Annotated in this window: 16 protein-coding genes; 9 read left to right on the plus strand and 7 right to left on the minus strand. The window is 59.6% G+C overall.

Annotation, left to right across the window (positions count from 1 at the left end):
* Positions 1-244 precede the first annotated feature (244 nt).
* From EDE05_RS09740 to EDE05_RS09750, 3 genes are all read left to right on the plus strand, one after another.
* Positions 245-1174, plus strand: a complete 930-nt coding sequence (locus EDE05_RS09740; RefSeq protein ID WP_112797781.1) for a sugar ABC transporter substrate-binding protein — start codon at positions 245-247, stop codon at positions 1172-1174.
* Between the two features lie 66 nt (positions 1175-1240).
* Positions 1241-2782 carry a sugar ABC transporter ATP-binding protein gene (locus EDE05_RS09745; RefSeq protein WP_134100741.1) on the plus strand — a complete coding sequence of 514 codons (1542 nt, stop codon included), beginning with the start codon at positions 1241-1243 and terminating at the stop codon, positions 2780-2782.
* A gap of 27 nt (positions 2783-2809) precedes the next feature.
* A complete protein-coding gene (locus tag EDE05_RS09750) occupies positions 2810-3841 on the plus strand; it encodes an ABC transporter permease (protein ID WP_112797777.1) in 1032 nt (343 codons plus the stop codon).
* Positions 3842-3931: 90 nt separating this feature from the next.
* On the opposite strand, the gene EDE05_RS09755 is transcribed toward EDE05_RS09750, so the two are convergent.
* The 6 genes from EDE05_RS09755 to EDE05_RS09780 form a co-directional block, all read right to left on the minus strand.
* The gene (locus EDE05_RS09755) at positions 3932-5050 is read right to left on the minus strand and encodes a Gfo/Idh/MocA family oxidoreductase (protein ID WP_112797775.1); all 1119 of its coding nucleotides are present in this window, start codon (positions 5048-5050) and stop codon (positions 3932-3934) included.
* Between the two features lie 43 nt (positions 5051-5093).
* The gene (iolB, locus tag EDE05_RS09760) at positions 5094-5903 is read right to left on the minus strand and encodes a 5-deoxy-glucuronate isomerase (protein WP_112797773.1); all 810 of its coding nucleotides are present in this window, start codon (positions 5901-5903) and stop codon (positions 5094-5096) included.
* Entirely contained in the window at positions 5900-6811 is a 912-nt protein-coding gene (iolE, locus tag EDE05_RS09765; RefSeq protein WP_112797771.1) for a myo-inosose-2 dehydratase, read from the minus strand. The genes iolB and iolE overlap by 4 nt, the downstream gene beginning before the upstream one ends.
* Before the next feature lie 2 nt (positions 6812-6813).
* Positions 6814-8634: a 3D-(3,5/4)-trihydroxycyclohexane-1,2-dione acylhydrolase (decyclizing) gene (gene iolD / locus EDE05_RS09770; protein ID WP_112797769.1), complete on the minus strand. Its 1821-nt coding sequence runs from the start codon at positions 8632-8634 to the stop codon at positions 6814-6816.
* Positions 8631-10547: a 5-dehydro-2-deoxygluconokinase gene (gene iolC / locus EDE05_RS09775; RefSeq protein WP_162712286.1), complete on the minus strand. Its 1917-nt coding sequence runs from the start codon at positions 10545-10547 to the stop codon at positions 8631-8633. The genes iolD and iolC overlap by 4 nt, the downstream gene beginning before the upstream one ends.
* Positions 10548-10679: 132 nt before the next feature.
* A complete protein-coding gene (locus EDE05_RS09780) occupies positions 10680-11495 on the minus strand; it encodes a MurR/RpiR family transcriptional regulator (RefSeq protein WP_112797765.1) in 816 nt (271 codons plus the stop codon).
* Positions 11496-11670: 175 nt separating this feature from the next.
* On the opposite strand from EDE05_RS09780, the gene iolG reads away from it, so the two are divergent.
* A complete protein-coding gene (gene iolG / locus EDE05_RS09785) occupies positions 11671-12660 on the plus strand; it encodes an inositol 2-dehydrogenase (RefSeq protein ID WP_112797763.1) in 990 nt (329 codons plus the stop codon).
* A gap of 129 nt (positions 12661-12789) precedes the next feature.
* On the opposite strand, the gene EDE05_RS09790 is transcribed toward iolG, so the two are convergent.
* The gene (locus EDE05_RS09790; protein ID WP_112797761.1) at positions 12790-13590 is read right to left on the minus strand and encodes an NAD(P)-dependent oxidoreductase; all 801 of its coding nucleotides are present in this window, start codon (positions 13588-13590) and stop codon (positions 12790-12792) included.
* Positions 13591-13776: 186 nt separating this feature from the next.
* Here EDE05_RS09790 and EDE05_RS09795 point away from each other — a divergent pair, with 186 nt between their 5' ends.
* From EDE05_RS09795 to ccoP, 5 genes are all read left to right on the plus strand, one after another.
* Positions 13777-14511: a FadR/GntR family transcriptional regulator gene (locus EDE05_RS09795; RefSeq protein ID WP_112797759.1), complete on the plus strand. Its 735-nt coding sequence runs from the start codon at positions 13777-13779 to the stop codon at positions 14509-14511.
* A gap of 292 nt (positions 14512-14803) precedes the next feature.
* Positions 14804-16423 carry a cytochrome-c oxidase, cbb3-type subunit I gene (ccoN, locus tag EDE05_RS09800; protein WP_112797757.1) on the plus strand — a complete coding sequence of 540 codons (1620 nt, stop codon included), beginning with the start codon at positions 14804-14806 and terminating at the stop codon, positions 16421-16423.
* A 12-nt stretch (positions 16424-16435) separates the two neighbouring features.
* Positions 16436-17167, plus strand: coding sequence for a cytochrome-c oxidase, cbb3-type subunit II (gene ccoO / locus EDE05_RS09805; protein ID WP_134100744.1), 732 nt, complete (start codon positions 16436-16438; stop codon positions 17165-17167).
* 11 nt (positions 17168-17178) lie between these two features.
* The gene (locus tag EDE05_RS09810) at positions 17179-17331 is read left to right on the plus strand and encodes a cbb3-type cytochrome c oxidase subunit 3 (RefSeq protein WP_112797753.1); all 153 of its coding nucleotides are present in this window, start codon (positions 17179-17181) and stop codon (positions 17329-17331) included.
* Between the two features lie 3 nt (positions 17332-17334).
* Entirely contained in the window at positions 17335-18198 is an 864-nt protein-coding gene (gene ccoP / locus EDE05_RS09815; protein WP_134100747.1) for a cytochrome-c oxidase, cbb3-type subunit III, read from the plus strand.
* The last annotated feature ends 146 nt before the right edge of the window (positions 18199-18344 follow it).

An 18344-nucleotide genomic window follows, 5' to 3' on the forward strand; every position in this document is an offset into this window, starting at 1 on the left:
TGATCTTGCTCCTCATCCGCATTTTCTCCAGAAATTAAGCGAATTTTGCTGCCATTGAGAATTTCTGCGATGAGCGCCGTTGACGGCTCACTCAAAAAATGGAATAAATTATCCGTAACATCCGAGCCGTGGCTGAATCATTCCGCGGCGCATCCACGTCGGGAGCGGGGATGAGATTACTCGGTCGGGAGGCCAGTTCCGGTAAGATCGGGTGACGCCGGAAACCAATAGAGGAGGAGACCACATGAAGAAGCTCATTTTCGGTGCGACGCTGTCTTTGCTGTTAAGTACCGCTGCACATGCCGAGACGGTCGGCGTATCGATGGCGCTGTTCGACGACAATTTCCTGACGGTGCTGCGCAACGGGATGCAGGATTATGCAAAGACGCTGAAAGGTGTGACGCTGCAGGTGGAAGACGCCCAGAACGACGTCGCCAAGCAGCAGAGTCAGATCCAGAATTTCATCGCCGCCGGCGTTGACGCGATTATCGTCAACCCGGTCGATACCGACGCAACGACCGCCATGTCGAAACTGGCGGCGGAAGCCAAGATACCGCTCATCTACGTCAATCGAGAGCCTGTCAACGTCGACAGCCTGCCGGAAAAGCAGGCCTTCGTTGCCTCCAATGAAATGGAGTCCGGCACGCTGGAGACCAAGGAGGTCTGCAGGCTCCTGGGCGGAAAGGGCACTGCCGTGATCATGATGGGAGAACTGTCCAACCAGGCCGCCCGCATGCGGACGAAGGACGTGCATGACGTTGTCGCGACCGACGAATGCAAGGGCATCAAGATCGTCGAGGAGCAAACGGCCAATTGGCAGCGCACCCAGGGCGCGGACTTGATGACCAACTGGCTTTCCAGCGGCCTGGAGTTCGATGCAGTCATTTCCAACAACGACGAAATGGCGATCGGCGCGATCCAAGCTTTGAAAGCCGCGGGCAAGGACATGAAGAAAGTGGTCGTTGCTGGAGTGGACGCCACGCAGGATGCGCTTGCCGCCATGCAGGCCGGCGATCTCGATGTCACGGTGTTTCAAGACGCAGCCGGTCAGGGCAAAGGCGCCCTCGATGCTGCCTTGAAGCTCGTCAAGGGCGAGAAGGTCGACAAGAAGGTCTACATCCCCTTCCAGCTGGTTACGCCTGCTAACGTGAAGGACTTCGTCGCCAAGAACTAAGCGGCGTTTTCTGGATGCGGCGGAAGTCTGCCGCATCCCCATTTTCTCGCTCCACAGGAGATTGGAATGGTCGTAAGCCCATCGACCATGGCTGCCGTGCGCAAGAGCGGCGCGATTCCCAATGCGGAATTCCTGCTGACGGCAGAAGACGTGCGCAAGGAATTTCCCGGCGTCGTCGCCCTCGATGATGTTTCGTTCCGACTGAGACGCGGCACCGTGCACGCGCTGATGGGCGAGAACGGTGCGGGCAAGTCCACGTTGATGAAGGTTCTGGCGGGCATCTATCAGCCCGACAAGGGCACCGTAAGGCTGAGAGGCGCGGAAATACGGCTGCGATCGCCCCTCGACGCCCTGGAAAACGGCATCGCCATGATCCATCAGGAGCTGAACCTGATGGCCTATATGACGGTGGCGGAAAATATCTGGATCCGCCGCGAACCGCTCAACCGCTTCGGCCTTGTCAATCATGGCGAAATGTACCGGCGCACCGAAGAACTCTTCAGCCGGCTGAACATCCAGATAGATCCTGAGGCCAGGGTCGGCGACCTCTCCGTCGCCAATCGGCAAATGGTAGAAATCGCCAAAGCCGTCTCCTACGAATCGGATGTCCTTATCATGGACGAACCGACCTCGGCCCTCACCGAGCGCGAAGTGGACCATCTCTTCCAGATCATCCGCGACCTGCGCACCCAGGGGATCGGGATCGTCTACATCACCCACAAGATGAACGAGCTCTTCGAGATCGCAGACGAGTTCTCGGTATTCCGTGACGGCAGATATATCGGCACGCATGCTTCGACCGAGGTCACCCGCGACGACATCATCCGGATGATGGTCGGCCGCGAAATTACTCAAATGTTTCCCAAGGAGGATGTGCCGATCGGCGATACCGTCTTGTCGGTAAAGAACCTCAACCTGAAGGGCGTGTTCCACGACGTTTCATTCGACGTGCGCGCCGGTGAAATTCTCGGGGTCGCAGGCCTGGTCGGCTCGGGTCGGTCAAACGTGGCAGAGACACTGTTCGGCGTGACGCCCGCGACCTCCGGCACAATCGAAATTGATGGCCGGGCGGTTGTCATCGATAGTCCCACCACGGCCATCCGTCACCGAATGGCTTTCCTGACCGAGGACCGCAAGGACACAGGCTGTCTGTTGATCCTCGACGTGCTTGAAAACATGCAGATTGCCGTCCTCCAGGACAAGTTCGTGAGCAAAGGCTTTGTTCAGGAGGCGGAACTGAGCGACGTCTGCGAGGACATGTGCCGCAAGTTGAGGATCAAGACGCCAAGCCTTGCCGAGCGCGTCGAGAACCTGTCCGGCGGCAACCAGCAAAAGGTGCTGATCGGGCGCTGGATGCTGACCGATCCGCGGATCCTTATTCTGGATGAACCCACGCGCGGAATCGACGTCGGAGCCAAGGCCGAGATTCACCGGCTCGTTTGCGAAATGGCCCGAAAAGGCGTCGCGGTCATCATGATCTCGTCGGAAATGCCGGAGGTCCTGGGGATGAGCGACCGCATAATGGTCATGCATGAAGGCCGGGTCACGGGCTTCCTCGATCGAGCAGAAGCAACACAAGTCAAGGTCATGGATCTTGCGTCGCGTTGACGTGCCCAAGACCTGAGGGAGGATAAAATGACGACTGACGCTGCGGCCAAAGGCAGTCTCAAGGCAACGCCGGCACGCCGCCGGAACCGACGCATGCCACCGGAGGCCAATATCTTTCTGGTGCTGATCGGCATTGCACTCATTTACGAACTACTCGGCTGGCTTCTGATCGGCCAGAGTTTCCTGTTCAACCAGCAGCGCCTGACGATCATGATCTTGCAGGTCTCCGTGATCGGGATCATCTCTGTCGGCGTCACGCAGGTCATCATCACCGGCGGGATCGACCTTTCATCCGGATCGGTGGTCGGCCTGACAGCCATGCTGTCGGCAAGTTTTGCCCAAGCCTCCACCTGGCCCCGAGCCCTCTATCCAAGCCTGACCGACATGCCATTTTTCGTTCCGATCGGGGTCGGGGTCTTAGCCGGCATGCTTGCCGGATACATCAATGGACAGCTCATCGCCAAGACGAAGATCCCGCCGTTCATCGCTACCCTCGGAATGATGGTAACGGCCCGGGGTCTGTCAAAGTGGTACACCAAGGGGCAACCCGTCTCAGGTCTCAGCGACAGCTTCACCTTCATCGGCACGGGCATCTGGCCGGTGATCGTATTCCTCGCCGTCGCCCTCATCTTTCATGTGGCGTTGCGATACACCCGCTATGGGAAATTCACTTACGCGATCGGCGCAAACACACAAGCTGCGCGCGTCTCAGGCATCAATATCGAGGCTCATCTCATCAAGGTCTATGCAATTGCCGGCATGCTGGCAGGCCTTGCCGGGGTGGTGACCGCAGCCCGGGCGCAGACCGCCCAGGCCGGCATGGGAGTCATGTACGAACTCGACGCCATCGCCGCGGCCGTCATTGGTGGCACCTCCCTTTCAGGAGGAGCAGGCCGCATCACCGGCACCGTGATCGGAACCGTCATCCTCGGCGTGATGACCTCGGGCTTCACCTTCCTGCGGGTCGACGCCTATTACCAGGAAATCGTCAAGGGCATGATCATTGTCGCCGCAGTCGTTGCTGACGTTTATCGCCAGAAGAAGCGGGCCAAGGCTTGAGCGTCCTCCATCAGGCACATCTGGGCGGCTTCGGCCGCCTTTTCTTTTTTAGAGGAGAACCACTGAGCAGAATAACTGGCCAGCGAGCCGTCAGGTTTCCACCGTCACCCAACGTCGCTCCGCAAATGAACGGGCCATGGCGTGGACGGAGCGCTCGATTTGAAGACCATCCCCGAAGCTGATGAGATGCGCCGGCTTGCCGTTGATGGCCGAGATCAATTCGTGGCACTCGATGATCTTCAGATCATTAAAACCGAGGCCATGACCCGGGGCCGGGATAAAGCGATCATAGGGGTGATGATCCGGTGCAGCCAGGATCTTCCGGAAGCCCTGTTGCGTCTTGTCGCCGGAATTCTGGTACAGTTCGAATTCGTTCATCCGCTCCTGGTCGAACAGGATAGAGCCTTGCGACCCGAAGATCTGTAGCGAGATACGGCCTTTGCGTCCCCAGGCGGAACGGTTCGCCATCAGCACCCCTGAAATACCCCCTTCCAACCGGAAAAGGACACTCGCCAGATCGTGGTTTTCCACCGGGCGACTTCCTCCGTCCGGCAGCGGCCTTTCCGCGTAAGGCTTGACCATGTCGGCGATGACCGCCTCGACATGGCCGAAGAGCGTAAAAAGCAGTGACAAAGGATGCACCGCGAAATCGTCCAGTGCGCCGTAACCGGACGCCGCCTCGCTCTTCCAGTAGAAGAGCGCCTGCGGGTCGGCCATGAAATCCTCGTCCATTTCAACGCGCACATGATTGACGGCACCGATGGCGCCTTGCTCAATCAGTCCTTTGATCTGGCGGATCATCGGGTTCTGGATGTAGTTGTAGCCCATGGCGGCGACCTTGCCTGACCGGCTCGCTGCCGCCTGCATGCGCTCGGCATCGCCCAGCAGAGGCGCCATGGGTTTTTCGCACCACACATGTTTGCCGGCCTCGAGCGCAGCTATGGCCATTTCGGCGTGAAAGGCATTCGGCGTCGTGACGGAGATCACATCCACATCCGGATCGGCCAGAAGATCGCGCCAATTGCTTGTGGCGTGGGCAAATCCGAGATCGCGCGCCTTGCGTGCGGCAAGTTCGGCATCGACCTCGGCAAGCGCCACAAGGCGTGGGCGGTCTATGTCCCCAAAAACGCTCGCCACGGAATTCCAGGCAAGCGCGTGGCATTTGCCCATATAGCCGGTGCCAATCAGCCCGACGCCCAAGCCAGCCATCCTATTTCTCCTCATTTGCTGATGAACCGACAGGACGAAAGCGTCAGGGGTTGTCGCGCCTAAAAATCCAATCGTGATCAGGATGGTTCTTGAAGCGCCATTTACGGATCGGGCCCGCCATGACGTTCAGGTAATACATGTCGTACCCATAGGGCGCACCGCAGGGATGGTGGCCCTTCGGCACCAGGACCAGGTCCCCATCTTCAACCGCCATGGTCTCGTCAAGCGAGCCATCCTCGGTGAAAACCCGCTGGAAGCCAAAACCCTGCGCCGGATTCAACCGGTGATAATAGGTCTCCTCCAGATAGGTCATGTCCGGAAAATTGTCTACGTCGTGTCGGTGCGGCGGATAGGAAGACCAGTTTCCCGATGGCGTGAAGACCTCCGTGACCAGCAGGCTGTCGGCGACTTCCCGCTCTTCCATCGCGATCGGATAGATATAGCGAGTATTGGCATCCTTGCCGCGCGTATTGAGAGACAGGCCCTGCGGCCCGATCTGTGCAGCCTCACGCCCCGGCTTGGCGGGTGCCGTGCAGACGGCGAGTTCGCAATCGGTGCTTGCGGTCGCATTCCATTTGGCGCCTGCGGGAATATAAACGCAGTGAGGCGGCTTGCGCTCGAAAACGTTCATGCGATCGCCAAGCTCTCCGAAGTCCTTGCCTCCCCCGCTGACGCGTGCCTTGCCCTGAACCAGGACAAGAATGACTTCGGTCTCTCCGGTTTCCTCGCCGACCGTTTCGCCGGGTTTGAGCCTGTAGAGCCCGAAGCCGACATATCCCCAACCGGCGTCCTTCGGCGTGACGTCATGCACCTTGCCACCCCGACCTTTCGGCTTGCGCAGCAGATTGCTCATGCCACAGCCTCCGCCTTGTCGAGGCCTGCCGCCCTCGCCATCGCTTTCAGCGAAGACAAGCCGAGGCTCTGATATTCAAAAGGATTTCTGACATCAGGATCCTGCTCGGCTTCGATCACAAGCCACCCTTCGTAACCATGTTCCGCTGCAATCTTCAGGACAGGCTGGAAATCCACGCCTCCCTCCTTGTCTCCGGGTACGGTGAATACGCCACGGCGTACGCCCTCAAGGAACGACAGCTTCTCCTCGCCTACCTGCCGGGCGATGTCCGGCCGCACATTCTTCGCGTGGATATGACCCACGCGGTTCATGTATTTTCTAGCGACCGTTTCCGGATTCCCGCCGCCGAACAGGCAATGGCCCGTATCGAGCAGCAGTTTGGCATGCGGCCCGGTATTTGCCATCAGCCTGTCGATCTCATCCTCGCTCTCGACGATGGTACCCATATGATGGTGGTAGACGAGCGCGATCCCCTGCCCGGCGGCAAATTCCGCCAGTGCCTCGACGCCGGCGCCGAATTTTGCCCAGTCGGCATCGGCGAGTTTCGGGCGATCGACGAGCGCCACGCTGTCATTGCCGTGAATGGCATTGGAGGTCTCGCAAACAATGATGACGCTTGAGCCCATCGCCTTCAGAAGGTCGAGCGGCGGCTGCATCGCAGCCTTTTCCTCCTCGATGGAGTTCGTCAGCAAATTCAGCGAGTGCCATCCCGAAATGAACCGCAACCCGCGCGGTTCGAGAACCGCCTTCAACGCTTCCGGCTGCTGCGGAAATTTGTGGCCTTTTTCGATCCCGTCGAAGCCGATCCTGGCCGTCTCGTCCAGGCATTGCTCCAGGCTGATATGAGCGCCGAGGGAACGGTCGTCGTCATTCGACCAGGCGATTGGATTGGTTCCGTAGAGGATCATGACTAGCTTCTTTCCTTGAGCGCGGCTTCGTAGGCTACCCGAGCCTTTTTGACTTCTTCCCGTGGCGAGACTTCCGGGACGGCCACATCCCACCAATAACCACCGGCATCGAGCGCCGGATAAGGATCGGTATCGATGACGATCACAGTTGGAACGGTGGCATCGCGGGCGGCATTGAGGGCCGCTTCCAGATCGGCGATCGACGAAACCTTGCGCGCATCAGCACCCATTGCCGCCGCATGCGCGGCAAAATCGATGGCAATCGGATTTACATTCGTGTGGGCATAGAGATTGTTGAATTCTGCGCCACCGGCACTGACTTGAAGCCGGTTGATACAGCCGTAACCGCGGTTATCGGTGATCACGACGGTGATCTTCGCGCCCATGGCAACAGCTGTCGCGAGCTCCGAGTTCATCATCATGTAGGAGCCGTCGCCGACCATGACGATTACATCGCGATCCGGCTCCGCCATCTTGATGCCGAGGCCCCCCGCGATCTCGTAACCCATGCAGGAGAACCCGTATTCCATATGGTAGGAGAGCGGCAGCTTGGCCTTCCACAACTGATGCAACCCACCCGGCATGGTGCCGGCCGCGCACATCACCACCGTGTTGTCGCGCGAGGCCCGCTGTACGGCGCCGATCACCTGCATGTCCGTCGGCAGCGTGTTGGCGTCCTTGGGAGCCGCGGTTGCCGCATCGGCCTTGGCGAACCAGCCCGTCTTCAGTGAAGCATCCGGAGCAGCATAACGGTGATCGCCAAGAGCAGCCGAAAGTTCCTCGAGCCCAATCTTCGCATCCGCCACAAGCGGGATCGCATCGTGCTTGGAACTATCATAGGCCTGCACGTTCAACGCCAGAATCTTGCGGTTCGGATTTTTGAACAGCGCCCAAGACCCGGTGGTAAAATCCTGAAAGCGTGTGCCGACGCCGATCACCAGGTCAGCATTTTCCGAAACGGAGTTGGCGCTTTCCGCCCCGGTTACGCCAACCGGTCCGAAATTCAGATCATGATCCCAAGCAAGTGCCGACTTGCCTGCCTGCGTTTCCACCACAGGGATCCGGTGCTTTTCCACGAAAACCTTCAGCGTTTCGGTCGCGCCGGCGAAATGCACGCCGCCCCCGGCCACGATCACCGGGTTTCTCGCGGCCTTCAGGGCTGCCACTGCCGCTTCGAATTCGTTCCGATCGGGTTCAGGCCGGCGGATGCGCCACACCCTTTTTTCGAAGAAAGCTTCAGGATAATCAAAGGCCTCGGCCTGCACGTCCTGGCAGAAGGCAAGCGTCACCGGACCGCAATCGGCCGGATCCGTCATGGTGCGCATGGCGCGCGGCAGTGCAGTCAGAAGCTGTTCCGGCCGCATGATGCGATCGAAATAGCGGCTGACAGGTTTGAAGCAATCGTTGGCGGATACCGTGCCGTCGCCGAAATCCTCGATCTGCTGCAAGACCGGATCCGGGCCGCGGTTGGCAAAGATATCGCCCGGGATCAGCAGCACCGGCAGGCGGTTGACATGGGCAAGGGCGGCTGCCGTCACCATGTTCGTCGCGCCGGGGCCAATGGAGGATGTCACCGCCATGGCGCGGCGGCGGCGCAGCTGCTTGGCATAGGCAATCGCGGCATGAGCCATGGATTGCTCATTCTGGCCGCGATAGGTCGGCAGTTCCTCGCGAATGCCGTAGAGCGCTTCGCCAATGCCGGCAACATTGCCGTGGCCGAAGATCGCCCATACTCCTGCGATATAGGTCTCGCCATCCTCATTCAGCTGGTTGGCCAGATAGCGCGCCAGCGCCTGTGCCGCCGTCAAACGTACTGTCTTCACGCCGCTTCTCCCGTTCTGGCGCGTGCCTCATCCCAGATTTGGCACAGGCTGCGATAGCGCCCTGCCATATCCTCCACGGCTTCATCGTCCGAAATACGGCCCGCCAGCCAATTGCGCGCCGCCTCCCCGAAAATCGTCCTGCCTACGGCAAAACCCTTGACGAGGTCGAAGCGGGCAGCAAGGCGGAAACTGTCCTGCAACTCCGCCTGCGGAGCATCGAGCCCCAAAACCACGATCCCGCGCGTATAAGGATCGTTTCGCTGCACAGCCGCGCAGGCATTGGCCCAGGCCGCTTCGCTCTTCATCGGCTCCAGCTTCCACCAGTCGGGATAAACGCCGATCTCGTAAAAACGATCGATGATCTTCCCGACCGTCTCGTCATTCGACGATCCGACCTTGGAAGGAATGACCTCCAGGAGCATTTCCAGGCGGTTGCGGCGTGCCGCCTCGAACAGGCGCTTCACAGTCACCTCCTGTTCGGCCCGCAGCTCGGCCGTATCGTCCGGATGATAGAAACAGAGAACCTTGACCACCTGATCGAGGGGCCATTCCCCAAGCCCGCCGCAATCCAGGCCGAGTTCCGGCTCGAGCGTCAGCGGGCGGGAGCCGGGCCATTCTGCGGGGCGACCGATCCAGAGGCCTGTTCCAGCGGCGGCATAAAGTGCATCGCGGCCAAGCCGGCCGTCGCAAAGAAGGCCATAACCGGTGTCGTTGCCGGCGACCCTCTTTGCGGCATCCAGGCAAAGCAGCTTGAAAGCACCAATCCTGTCGGCCGGCGCGCCCGCCTCCTCGGCCATTGCCTCGAGCTGCATGCGATGATCGAAGGCGAAGACCCGCATGGTCGACCAGTCGCCCTTGCGGTTCGTCGACCAATGCACCTGTTCGAGCGCCGCATCCTTGCGTAGAGCCTTTTCGCGAATTCCGGTCTTGAAGAAATATTGCAGCTCTTCCCAACTGGGATAGGCCGGAGTGCAGCCATGCCGCGACACGGCAAAGGCGCCGCAGGCATTGGCATATTTCAGGGCTGTCGGCCAATCCTCGTCCGTCAGCCACCCTTTCAACAAACCAGCCATAAATCCGTCACCGGCGCCGAGCACGTTAAACACTTCGATCGGGAAGCCTTCCCCGGTCTGGCCCCGCTCCAGGCTGTCGGGCACGTCCCCCTCGAACACCACAGCGCCCATCGGACCGCGCTTGCACACCAAAGCGGCATTGGAAACCTCACGCACGGCCTTCAACGCCTCGAGCGTATCCGTGGAGCCGCCGGCGATGTGGAATTCCTCTTCGGTGCCGACGATCAGATCGAACAGGTGCAATGTGGACTGCAGTTTTGCGGTTACTTTCTCGGACTCGATGAACCGGCTTTCTCCTGCCTCGTGACCTGCAAGGCCCCAGAGATTGGGACGATAGTCAATATCGAGCGCTGTGCGGGCACCGTTTTTCCGTGCAAGGATCAGCGCCTTCAGCACAGCGGCTTCCGTACGCGGATGGGACAGATGCGTGCCCGTCACGCAGACGCAGCGGGCATCGGCGATCAGTGCCGGATCGATGTCATCCTCGCAAAGAGCCATATCGGCGCAGTTCTCGCGATAGAAGATCAGGGGGAACTGATTCTGGTCGCGGATGCCGAGCAGGACCAGCGCAGTCAGGCGCTCCGGATCGGTCTTCACGCCCCGCACGTCGACACCCTCGCGTACCAATTGCTCGCGAATGAACCGGCCCATATGCTCGGCGCCGACGCGGGTAATCAGTGCGCTTTTCAGACCAAGCCGCGCCGCGCCTGCGGCTATGTTGGTGGGTGAGCCGCCGATATACTTATTGAAAGAGCCCATGTCTTCCAGACGCCCCCCGACTTGAGCGCCGTAGAGGTCGACGGATGACCTGCCGATCGTGATGAGATCGAGTGACGTCAAATTTTCCTCCCTGCCGGCTGCGAAGCTGCTGCGCTCCGCCAGCCATTTCGAATGGCGCATCTACCGGCGCATCATTCCTCCGTCGTCTATATGGACTATAAATTCTATTTTGTAGAATTTCAATACGAATATTCAGGGAGAACGCCGCGTGCCCACCGCCACGGACAAAGCAATGGCAAGACAGAGGGTAGCGGAAAGCGAGCGGAAGGCGCCAAAGTCCACCTCGGAAACCGACAGGATGATGGCTTCATATTTGCGGAGGGGGCTGACGATCGTATCCGTCAAAGCGACAACCGGAACACCTCGTGCCTGCGCCGCTTCCACGAGTTCAATCGTTTCCGCCGAGTAGGGAGAAAAGGTGATAGCAAGCAGCACATCACCGGGACGGATGGCATTGCGGTTATCGAGCCTTCCGACGGCGCTGTGGAGCATGGCCGGTACGTCCATCTTCTCGAAGGCATAGGCCATATAGCTGGCCACCGGAAATGAGCGTCGCAATCCGATGATGTGAATCATCTGCGCGTCGGCCAGCACCTGTACCGCCTGCTCGAGGCTCTGCGGCTCGATCGTCTTGAAGAGATTTTCGAGCGACATGCGTCCCGCCTCGACGAACTCCGCCAGCAGCGCCGAGGGGCTTCCCTCCGCTTTTTCGCGCAGGTGCTGAAGGCGCGTCGTGTAATCCGGCCAGCCGCCGACGAAAGACTCGCGAAAGAGCTTCTGCATTTCCGAAAAGCCGGAAAAACCCATGATCTGGCAGAACCGCATGAATGCAGACGGTTGTACCCCGGCACCCTCCGCCATCTCGGCCACCGTCGAGACAGCAATCCGGTCCTTGTTCGCCGCCACATATTCGGCGCACTGCCGCAGCCGCTTCGGAAGGCGTTCCACTACTTCCAGCAGCCGCTCCTCGAAGGCCTTGATGGTGGTCGGACCGGCCCCTTCATTCATACTTCTGTGCCTCCAATCGCGCGCTTGACATAAGGTGGATCAACATCTAGCAGAATAGAAAATATATTCCAAATCGAGAATGGATCCTCGCGACCACGAATTCGCTTTTCCCAGCATCAGCGGAACAGAGATCGTAGAGGGCCACAGACGCAACCGATTTTGTGGGAGGACGACCATGGTCACCAAGCTGGCGCTTTTGGGCGCAGGACGCATCGGGAAGGTGCATGCCCGGGCAATCGCCGAGGACAAGCGCGCCAGGCTGGTGGCGGTGGTCGATGCAGTGACTGAAGCCGCCCAGGCAATCGCCGACAGTGCCGGCTGCAGGGTCAGCAGCATTGAAGACATCGAGGCGGATCGAGACATCGACGCGGTCATCATCTGCACGCCGACCAACACTCATGCAGATCTTATCGAACGCTTTGCAAAGGCCGGCAAAGCGATCTTCTGCGAAAAGCCGATCGACCTCGATGTCGACCGCGCCAGAGCCTGCCTCGAGACCGTCCGCAAGAGCGGCGCGAAGGTGATGCTCGGTTTCAATCGCCGGTTCGATCCGCATTTCCGCGCGGTACGCCAGGCAATCGATGAAGGCCGGATCGGCAAAGTCGAAATGGTGACAATCACCAGCCGCGACCCGGGTCCGCCGCCGGCGGAATATATCAAGGTTTCAGGCGGCATTTTCCGCGACATGACCATCCACGATTTCGATATGGCACGTTTTCTGCTCGGCGAAGAGATTGTCTCCGTCATGGCGGTCGGCGCGGTTCTGGTCGATCCGAAAATCGGCGAACTGGGCGACTACGATAGCGCTAGCCTCATCCTGACGACGGCGAGCGGGCGCCAATGCGTTATCTCCAATTCCCGTCGCGCCAGCTATGGTTACGACCAACGCATTGAGGTCCATGGCTCTTTGGGTTCGGTATCCGCGGAAAATCAGCGGCCGGTGTCGATCGAGGTCGCCAACAAGGACGGCTACACGCGCCCGCCGCTCCACGACTTCTTCATGACCCGTTACACCGCCGCTTACGCGGCGGAGATCTCCGCGTTTATCGACAGTCTGGAAAGCGGAACGGCACCTTCTCCCTCGGCCGAAGATGGACTGATCGCACTGCAACTGGCCGACGCGGCACTTCGCTCCGCCAAGCAAGGGGCGATCGTGAAAATCTAGCTGCGCGGGCGGCAAGTCTGGCGTATCGGAGGAAACGGCAGGCGAACCACGATTGCCGCCGTCTCCTGCCGGTTGGGACGCTTCTTTCGTCCGCGGCACGGACGTCAAACGGCAGCCCGCGGACCGTCGTCATTCATCGTCCGGATGACCCGCGGACGTAAACGGACCGCCTTGATAGATGACCGCGGGATTTGCCGGATCTTCCTTGCCGGCCGCCGCTTCTACTTCCACTCGCCACTTTGCCGAGCTGTCCTGCGGCTTCCAGCCAAGGAAAGCCGCATTGCGGTTGTCCCACCATTGCTCGGCATTGGCCGACGCACCGTAAACCACCGTATGACCGAGCCGGGGCGTGTCGAAAGCACGGCCGCAAAGCGAGACGAAATCCCTGTGGCTGAGCCAGGTTGCTAGCATTCGGGTATTCATCGGCTTTTCGAAGCAAGACCCGATACGCACCGACAGCGTCTCCTGGCCGAACTTGTCGAAATAGAGGCTGGCGATGGCCTCTCCGAAGACCTTCGAGGCGCCGTAGAGAGAATCCGGCCTGGGGACGACCGTGCTGTCCAGCCGCTCGTCACGCCGGTAATAGCCGATGACGTGGTTCGAGCTTGCAAATACGATACGGGGCTTACCATTGCGGCGGGCCGCCTCGTAGAGATTATAGAGGCCAAGGATGTTTCCCTGCAGTATCAGGTCGAACTTGCGTTCGACCGAGACGCCGCCCAGGTGGATAATCCCATCAACGCCGTCCAGCATTTCCGCCACCTGCGCCGCATCGGCAAGGTCGCAGCGGACGAAGGTCTCTCTCCCGCCGACATCGCTTATCTCGCTGATATCGGAGATGACCACGTGTTCGGCAAGCTCTCCCAGCATCGGCCGTATTGCCCGCCCAACGCCGCCCGCTGCGCCAGTTAAAAGAAGTTTCTTGAGCATCCGCCCCTCCCCGTGAGATCGGCTGCGATGCCGTCATCTCTCATGTTATCATATCTCATACCCTATGTTATACTATAAGAGCCTCGAGGGCCGTCAACGGATTTCTTTTTCGGCGCTTGACAAAAGGGGGCTGGTCCATCCGACTATCTCAACAGGAAGACATGGCATGCTCGGGAGCAATCTACCTTGAAACGAACCGACAACACCGCTTTGCAACTCCGCGAACGCAAGGGACGCAATCTGGTCGAAGCCATTGGAGAGCAGCTGCGAAACGCGATCACTATGGGTGAGCTGAAACCGGGAGACAAGCTTGCGAGTGAAAGCGGCCTGACAGACCAGTACAAGGTCAGCAGAACTGTCATCCGGGAGGCAATTGCGTCTCTTCGCGCCGACGGACTTGTGGAAGTGCGCCATGGTGTCGGCGTTTTTGTTCTTGCCCCCCACACCGGACCGCAAAAGGCGTTTCATTGCGTCGACATTCACCGGGTCTCGTCCATCATCGAGATGCTTGAAGTGCGCGCTGCAATCGAAATCGAGGCTGCGGGCCTCGCTGCGAGCCGATCCTCGCCGGCACAGCAAGAGCATATTTTCGAGTGTCTGGATATGATGAACCGACAGATCGCAGCCGGTTCATCGACCGTCGACAGCGACCGGGCCTTCCATATGGCAATTGCCGATTCGACCAACAACCCCCGCTTTCGCGACCTCCTAGAATCGATTGGCCGGCAGATGATCCCGCGCTCTCTTCTCCAGGAAGACGATGCGGAAATGTCTCGGGAGTATCTGTCGCAGATCCAAAGCGAACATGCCGACATCGCCCAAGCCATCGCCGACGGAAACGATTCTGCTGCACGGGAGAGGATGCGCACCCATCTCCGTGGAAGCCAATTGCGATATCGCGCCATGATGCGCCGAGGGTAAGGCTTACAAAGACATATTATAAGATATACCGCATCATAATATGATGCTCCCACGCTTTAATAGACCAGTGCGACAAAGATATCCGCGCTAGACGCCGCTTTTACCTACCTCAAGCAGGATTCGATCTCCATTCCATCCTCGGCGGCAGGGCAGGTCTGTGAAATCGCCTCACACCTGCGTTCGAGCAGGACGTTGACGCAAATCAAAGCGTCTCTTCAAGCGGTGTGTCAGCAGATGATGGTCAGCAATCTCTCAACCAGCACCGCGGATTCGCGTTGCGAGGCTCAAGACCATGAATTACGTCTCCGAAACGATTCTTCTGGCCGTCGGCACCTTTCTAGCTCTGCTTGGAGCCGCCTTCGCCTATGACAGCCTGTTCGCCGCCCATATGTGGGTCCTGTTCTTCGTGCTGCTCGCCAGCACGATCGTCATGCTCCGCAAGATCTCCTTTGCGCCAGCAGGTCAAACCTCAAAGAGCTCGGCCACGTCCGAGTATTTTGACGAGGTCATCAAATACGGCACCATCGCGACCGTCTTCTGGGGCGTCGTGGGCTTCCTTGTCGGTGTCGTCGTTGCACTGCAGCTCGCCTTTCCCGATCTGAACATCGAGCCTTGGTTCAACTTCGGCCGCGTCCGTCCGCTCCATACCTCAGCCGTCATCTTCGCATTCGGCGGCAACGCGCTGATCGCCACTTCCTTCTACGTGGTGCAGCGCACCTGTCGCGCGCGGCTTTTCGGCGGCAACCTAGCCTGGTTCGTCTTCTGGGGTTATCAGCTCTTCATCGTCATGGCGGCAACCGGCTATCTGCTGGGCATCAGCCAAAGCCGGGAATATGCCGAACCGGAATGGTATGTCGACCTGTGGCTCACGGTCGTCTGGGTCGCTTATCTCCTGGTCTTCCTGGGTACCATCCTGAAGCGCAAAGAGCCCCATATCTATGTGGCAAACTGGTTCTACCTCTCCTTCATCGTGACGATTGCGATGCTGCATGTGGTGAACAACCTTGCGATCCCGGTCTCCTTCCTCGGCGTCAAGAGCTACTCCGCTTTCGCGGGCGTTCAGGACGCACTGACCCAGTGGTGGTACGGCCACAACGCCGTCGGCTTCTTCCTGACGTCGGGTTTCCTTGGCATGATGTATTACTTCGTGCCCAAACAGGTTAACCGCCCGGTCTATTCTTACCGGTTGTCGATCATCCACTTCTGGGCCTTGATCTTCATGTATATCTGGGCCGGTCCGCACCACCTCCACTATACGGCGCTTCCCGACTGGGCTCAGACGCTCGGGATGGTCTTCTCCGTCATGCTGTGGATGCCCTCCTGGGGCGGCATGATCAACGGCCTGATGACGTTGTCCGGCGCCTGGGACAAGATCCGCACCGACCCCATCGTCCGCATGATGGTCATGGCGATCGCGTTCTACGGAATGGCGACATTCGAAGGCCCGATGATGTCGGTGAAGGCTGTCAACTCGCTCAGCCACTATACCGACTGGACCATCGGTCACGTCCATTCGGGCGCCCTTGGCTGGAACGGCATGATCACCTTCGGCGCTATCTACTACCTCACGCCGAAGCTCTGGAACCGCCGGCGGCTCTATAGCCTGCAGCTCGTCAACTGGCACTTCTGGCTCGCCACGCTCGGCATCGTCGTCTACGCCGCCGTCATGTGGGTTGCAGGGGTGCAGCAGGGCCTGATGTGGCGCGAATACGACGACCAGGGTTTCCTCGTCTATTCCTTCGCAGAGTCGGTGGCCGCGATGTTCCCCTACTACGTCCTTCGTGCAGTCGGCGGCGCCATGTTCCTGACCGGGGCGCTCCTCATGGCATTCAACGTCACGATGACAATCCTTGGCTACGAACGGCAGGAAACGGTGCCAGGCGCCGCACCCGCCCTGCAGCCGGCTGAATAAAGGAACCGACCCATGGGTCTTCTAGAAAAACATCAATTCATTGAACGCAACGCCACGCTGCTGCTGGTTGGTTCGCTGGTCGTCGTTTCCATCGGCGGCATCGTCGAAATCGCGCCGCTCTTCTATCTCGAAAACACCATCGAGAAAGTGGAAGGCATGCGGCCTTATTCGCCGCTCGAGCTCGCCGGCCGCAGCATCTATATCCGCGAAGGCTGCTACGTCTGTCACAGCCAGATGATCCGGCCCTTCCGGGATGAGGTGGAACGCTACGGTCACTACAGCCTGGCAGCGGAATCCATGTATGACCACTCCTTCCAATGGGGTTCGAAGCGAACAGGCCCCGACCTCGCCCGCGTAGGAGACCGCTATTCCAACGAATGGCATGTCCAGCACCTGGTCGAGCCGCGCGACGTGGTGCCGGAATCGGTGATGCCGAGCTACGCCTTCCTGAAGGAGACGCCGCTCAAAGTCACCGACGTCAGCATGGAGCTCAAGGCCAACCGCGCGGTCGGAGTGCCGTATTCGGACGAGATGATTGCCAGCGCAAAGACGGACCTCGCCGCCCAGGCCGATCCGAACTCCGACACTTCGGGTCTTCTTCAACGCTACCCGAAGGCCAAGATCGGTGATTTCGACGGCGACGCCCAGAACCTGACCGAGATGGACGCGCTCGTCGCCTATCTGCAGATGCTCGGCACGCTGGTCGACTTCTCGACCTATGACGACGCCGCCGGCTATCGCTGAGGAGAAGCAAAATGGAAGCCTACACCGCGCTCCGTCAATTCGCCGACAGCTGGGGACTCCTGGGCATGGCCCTGTTCTTCCTGGGCGTCGTTTTATTCACCCTGCGTCCGGGCGCCAAGGCCCAGGCCAAAGAAGCCGCGCAAATCCCTCTGAAGGAGGATTAAAAGATGGCGGACAAGCATATCGATGAAATCAGCGGCGTCGAAACCACCGGCCATGAATGGGACGGCATCCGCGAGCTGAACAACCCAATGCCGCGCTGGTGGGTGTGGACCTTCTACGCCACCATCGTCTGGGCGCTCGGCTACACCATCCTCTATCCAGCCTGGCCAATGGTCAGCGATGCGACAAGAGGTGCCCTCGGATATTCCAGCCGCGCCGATCTGGCCGCGGATGTCGAAGGTGCAAGGATTGCGACGGGTGGCATCGTCGAAAAGATCTCGAGCTCGTCTCTCGACGAGATCCTCGCCGACCAGCAGCTCAGCCAGTTCGCGACTGCCGGCGGAGCCGCCGCGTTCCGCGTCAACTGCACACCCTGCCATGGCACCGGTGCTTCGGGCGGCCAAGGTTATCCGAACCTCAACGACGACGAATGGCTCTGGGGCGGCGATGTCAACGCCATCTATCAGTCGATCGCTCACGGTATCCGGGACAGCGTTGATCCGGAGACCCGCGTTTCGGAAATGCCGGCATTTGCGGACATGTTGAAGCCGGAAGAGGTCCGTCAGGTATCTTCTTATGTAGTCAGCCTGACCGGCACGCCGCGTGACCCGTCGCTTGTCGACGCGGGCAAGCAGCTCTTTGCCGACAACTGTATCTCCTGCCACGGCGAAAAGGCCGAAGGCAATCGCGACATGGGTGCCCCCAATCTCGGCGATGCTATCTGGCTCAAGGTGCGGGACGAAGCCGAGATCGCCAAACAGATCCAGTCGCCTCGGCATGGCGTGATGCCCGCATGGGCGACCCGTCTCGGGGACGCCACGGTCAAGCAGCTCGCCGTCTACGTCCATTCGCTGGGCGGCGGCGAGTAAGGCAAGCCATCGCCGCCACACGGTGATGTACCCTTCCCCCACGACATGCGGCCGCCCGCTTTAGACAGCGGGCGGCCGTTTTGTCGCACCAACCGATCCCGTACTCTTGACGTAAGTCAATGTAGTCGGCGCTCGCCAATGCCAAA

It is taken from the genome of Neorhizobium sp. R1-B, from assembly GCF_004368875.1.
GTDB classification, from domain to species: Bacteria; Pseudomonadota; Alphaproteobacteria; order Rhizobiales; family Rhizobiaceae; genus Neorhizobium; species Neorhizobium huautlense.

Bases quoted from the DNA above. Each gene is read 5' to 3' on its own strand.
- EDE05_RS09740 (WP_112797781.1), top strand. From the start codon at position 245: ATGAAGAAGCTCATTTTCGGTGCGACGCTGTCTTTGCTGTTAAGTACC.
- EDE05_RS09745 (WP_134100741.1), top strand. From the start codon at position 1,241: ATGGTCGTAAGCCCATCGACCATGGCTGCCGTGCGCAAGAGCGGCGCG.
- EDE05_RS09750 (WP_112797777.1), top strand. From the start codon at position 2,810: ATGACGACTGACGCTGCGGCCAAAGGCAGTCTCAAGGCAACGCCGGCA.
- EDE05_RS09755 (WP_112797775.1), bottom strand. From the start codon at position 5,050: ATGGCTGGCTTGGGCGTCGGGCTGATTGGCACCGGCTATATGGGCAAA.
- iolB (WP_112797773.1), bottom strand. From the start codon at position 5,903: ATGAGCAATCTGCTGCGCAAGCCGAAAGGTCGGGGTGGCAAGGTGCAT.
- iolE (WP_112797771.1), bottom strand. From the start codon at position 6,811: ATGATCCTCTACGGAACCAATCCAATCGCCTGGTCGAATGACGACGAC.
- EDE05_RS09780 (WP_112797765.1), bottom strand. From the start codon at position 11,495: ATGAATGAAGGGGCCGGTCCGACCACCATCAAGGCCTTCGAGGAGCGG.
- iolG (WP_112797763.1), top strand. From the start codon at position 11,671: ATGGTCACCAAGCTGGCGCTTTTGGGCGCAGGACGCATCGGGAAGGTG.
- EDE05_RS09790 (WP_112797761.1), bottom strand. From the start codon at position 13,590: ATGCTCAAGAAACTTCTTTTAACTGGCGCAGCGGGCGGCGTTGGGCGG.
- ccoN (WP_112797757.1), top strand. From the start codon at position 14,804: ATGAATTACGTCTCCGAAACGATTCTTCTGGCCGTCGGCACCTTTCTA.
- ccoO (WP_134100744.1), top strand. From the start codon at position 16,436: ATGGGTCTTCTAGAAAAACATCAATTCATTGAACGCAACGCCACGCTG.
- EDE05_RS09810 (WP_112797753.1), top strand. From the start codon at position 17,179: ATGGAAGCCTACACCGCGCTCCGTCAATTCGCCGACAGCTGGGGACTC.
- ccoP (WP_134100747.1), top strand. From the start codon at position 17,335: ATGGCGGACAAGCATATCGATGAAATCAGCGGCGTCGAAACCACCGGC.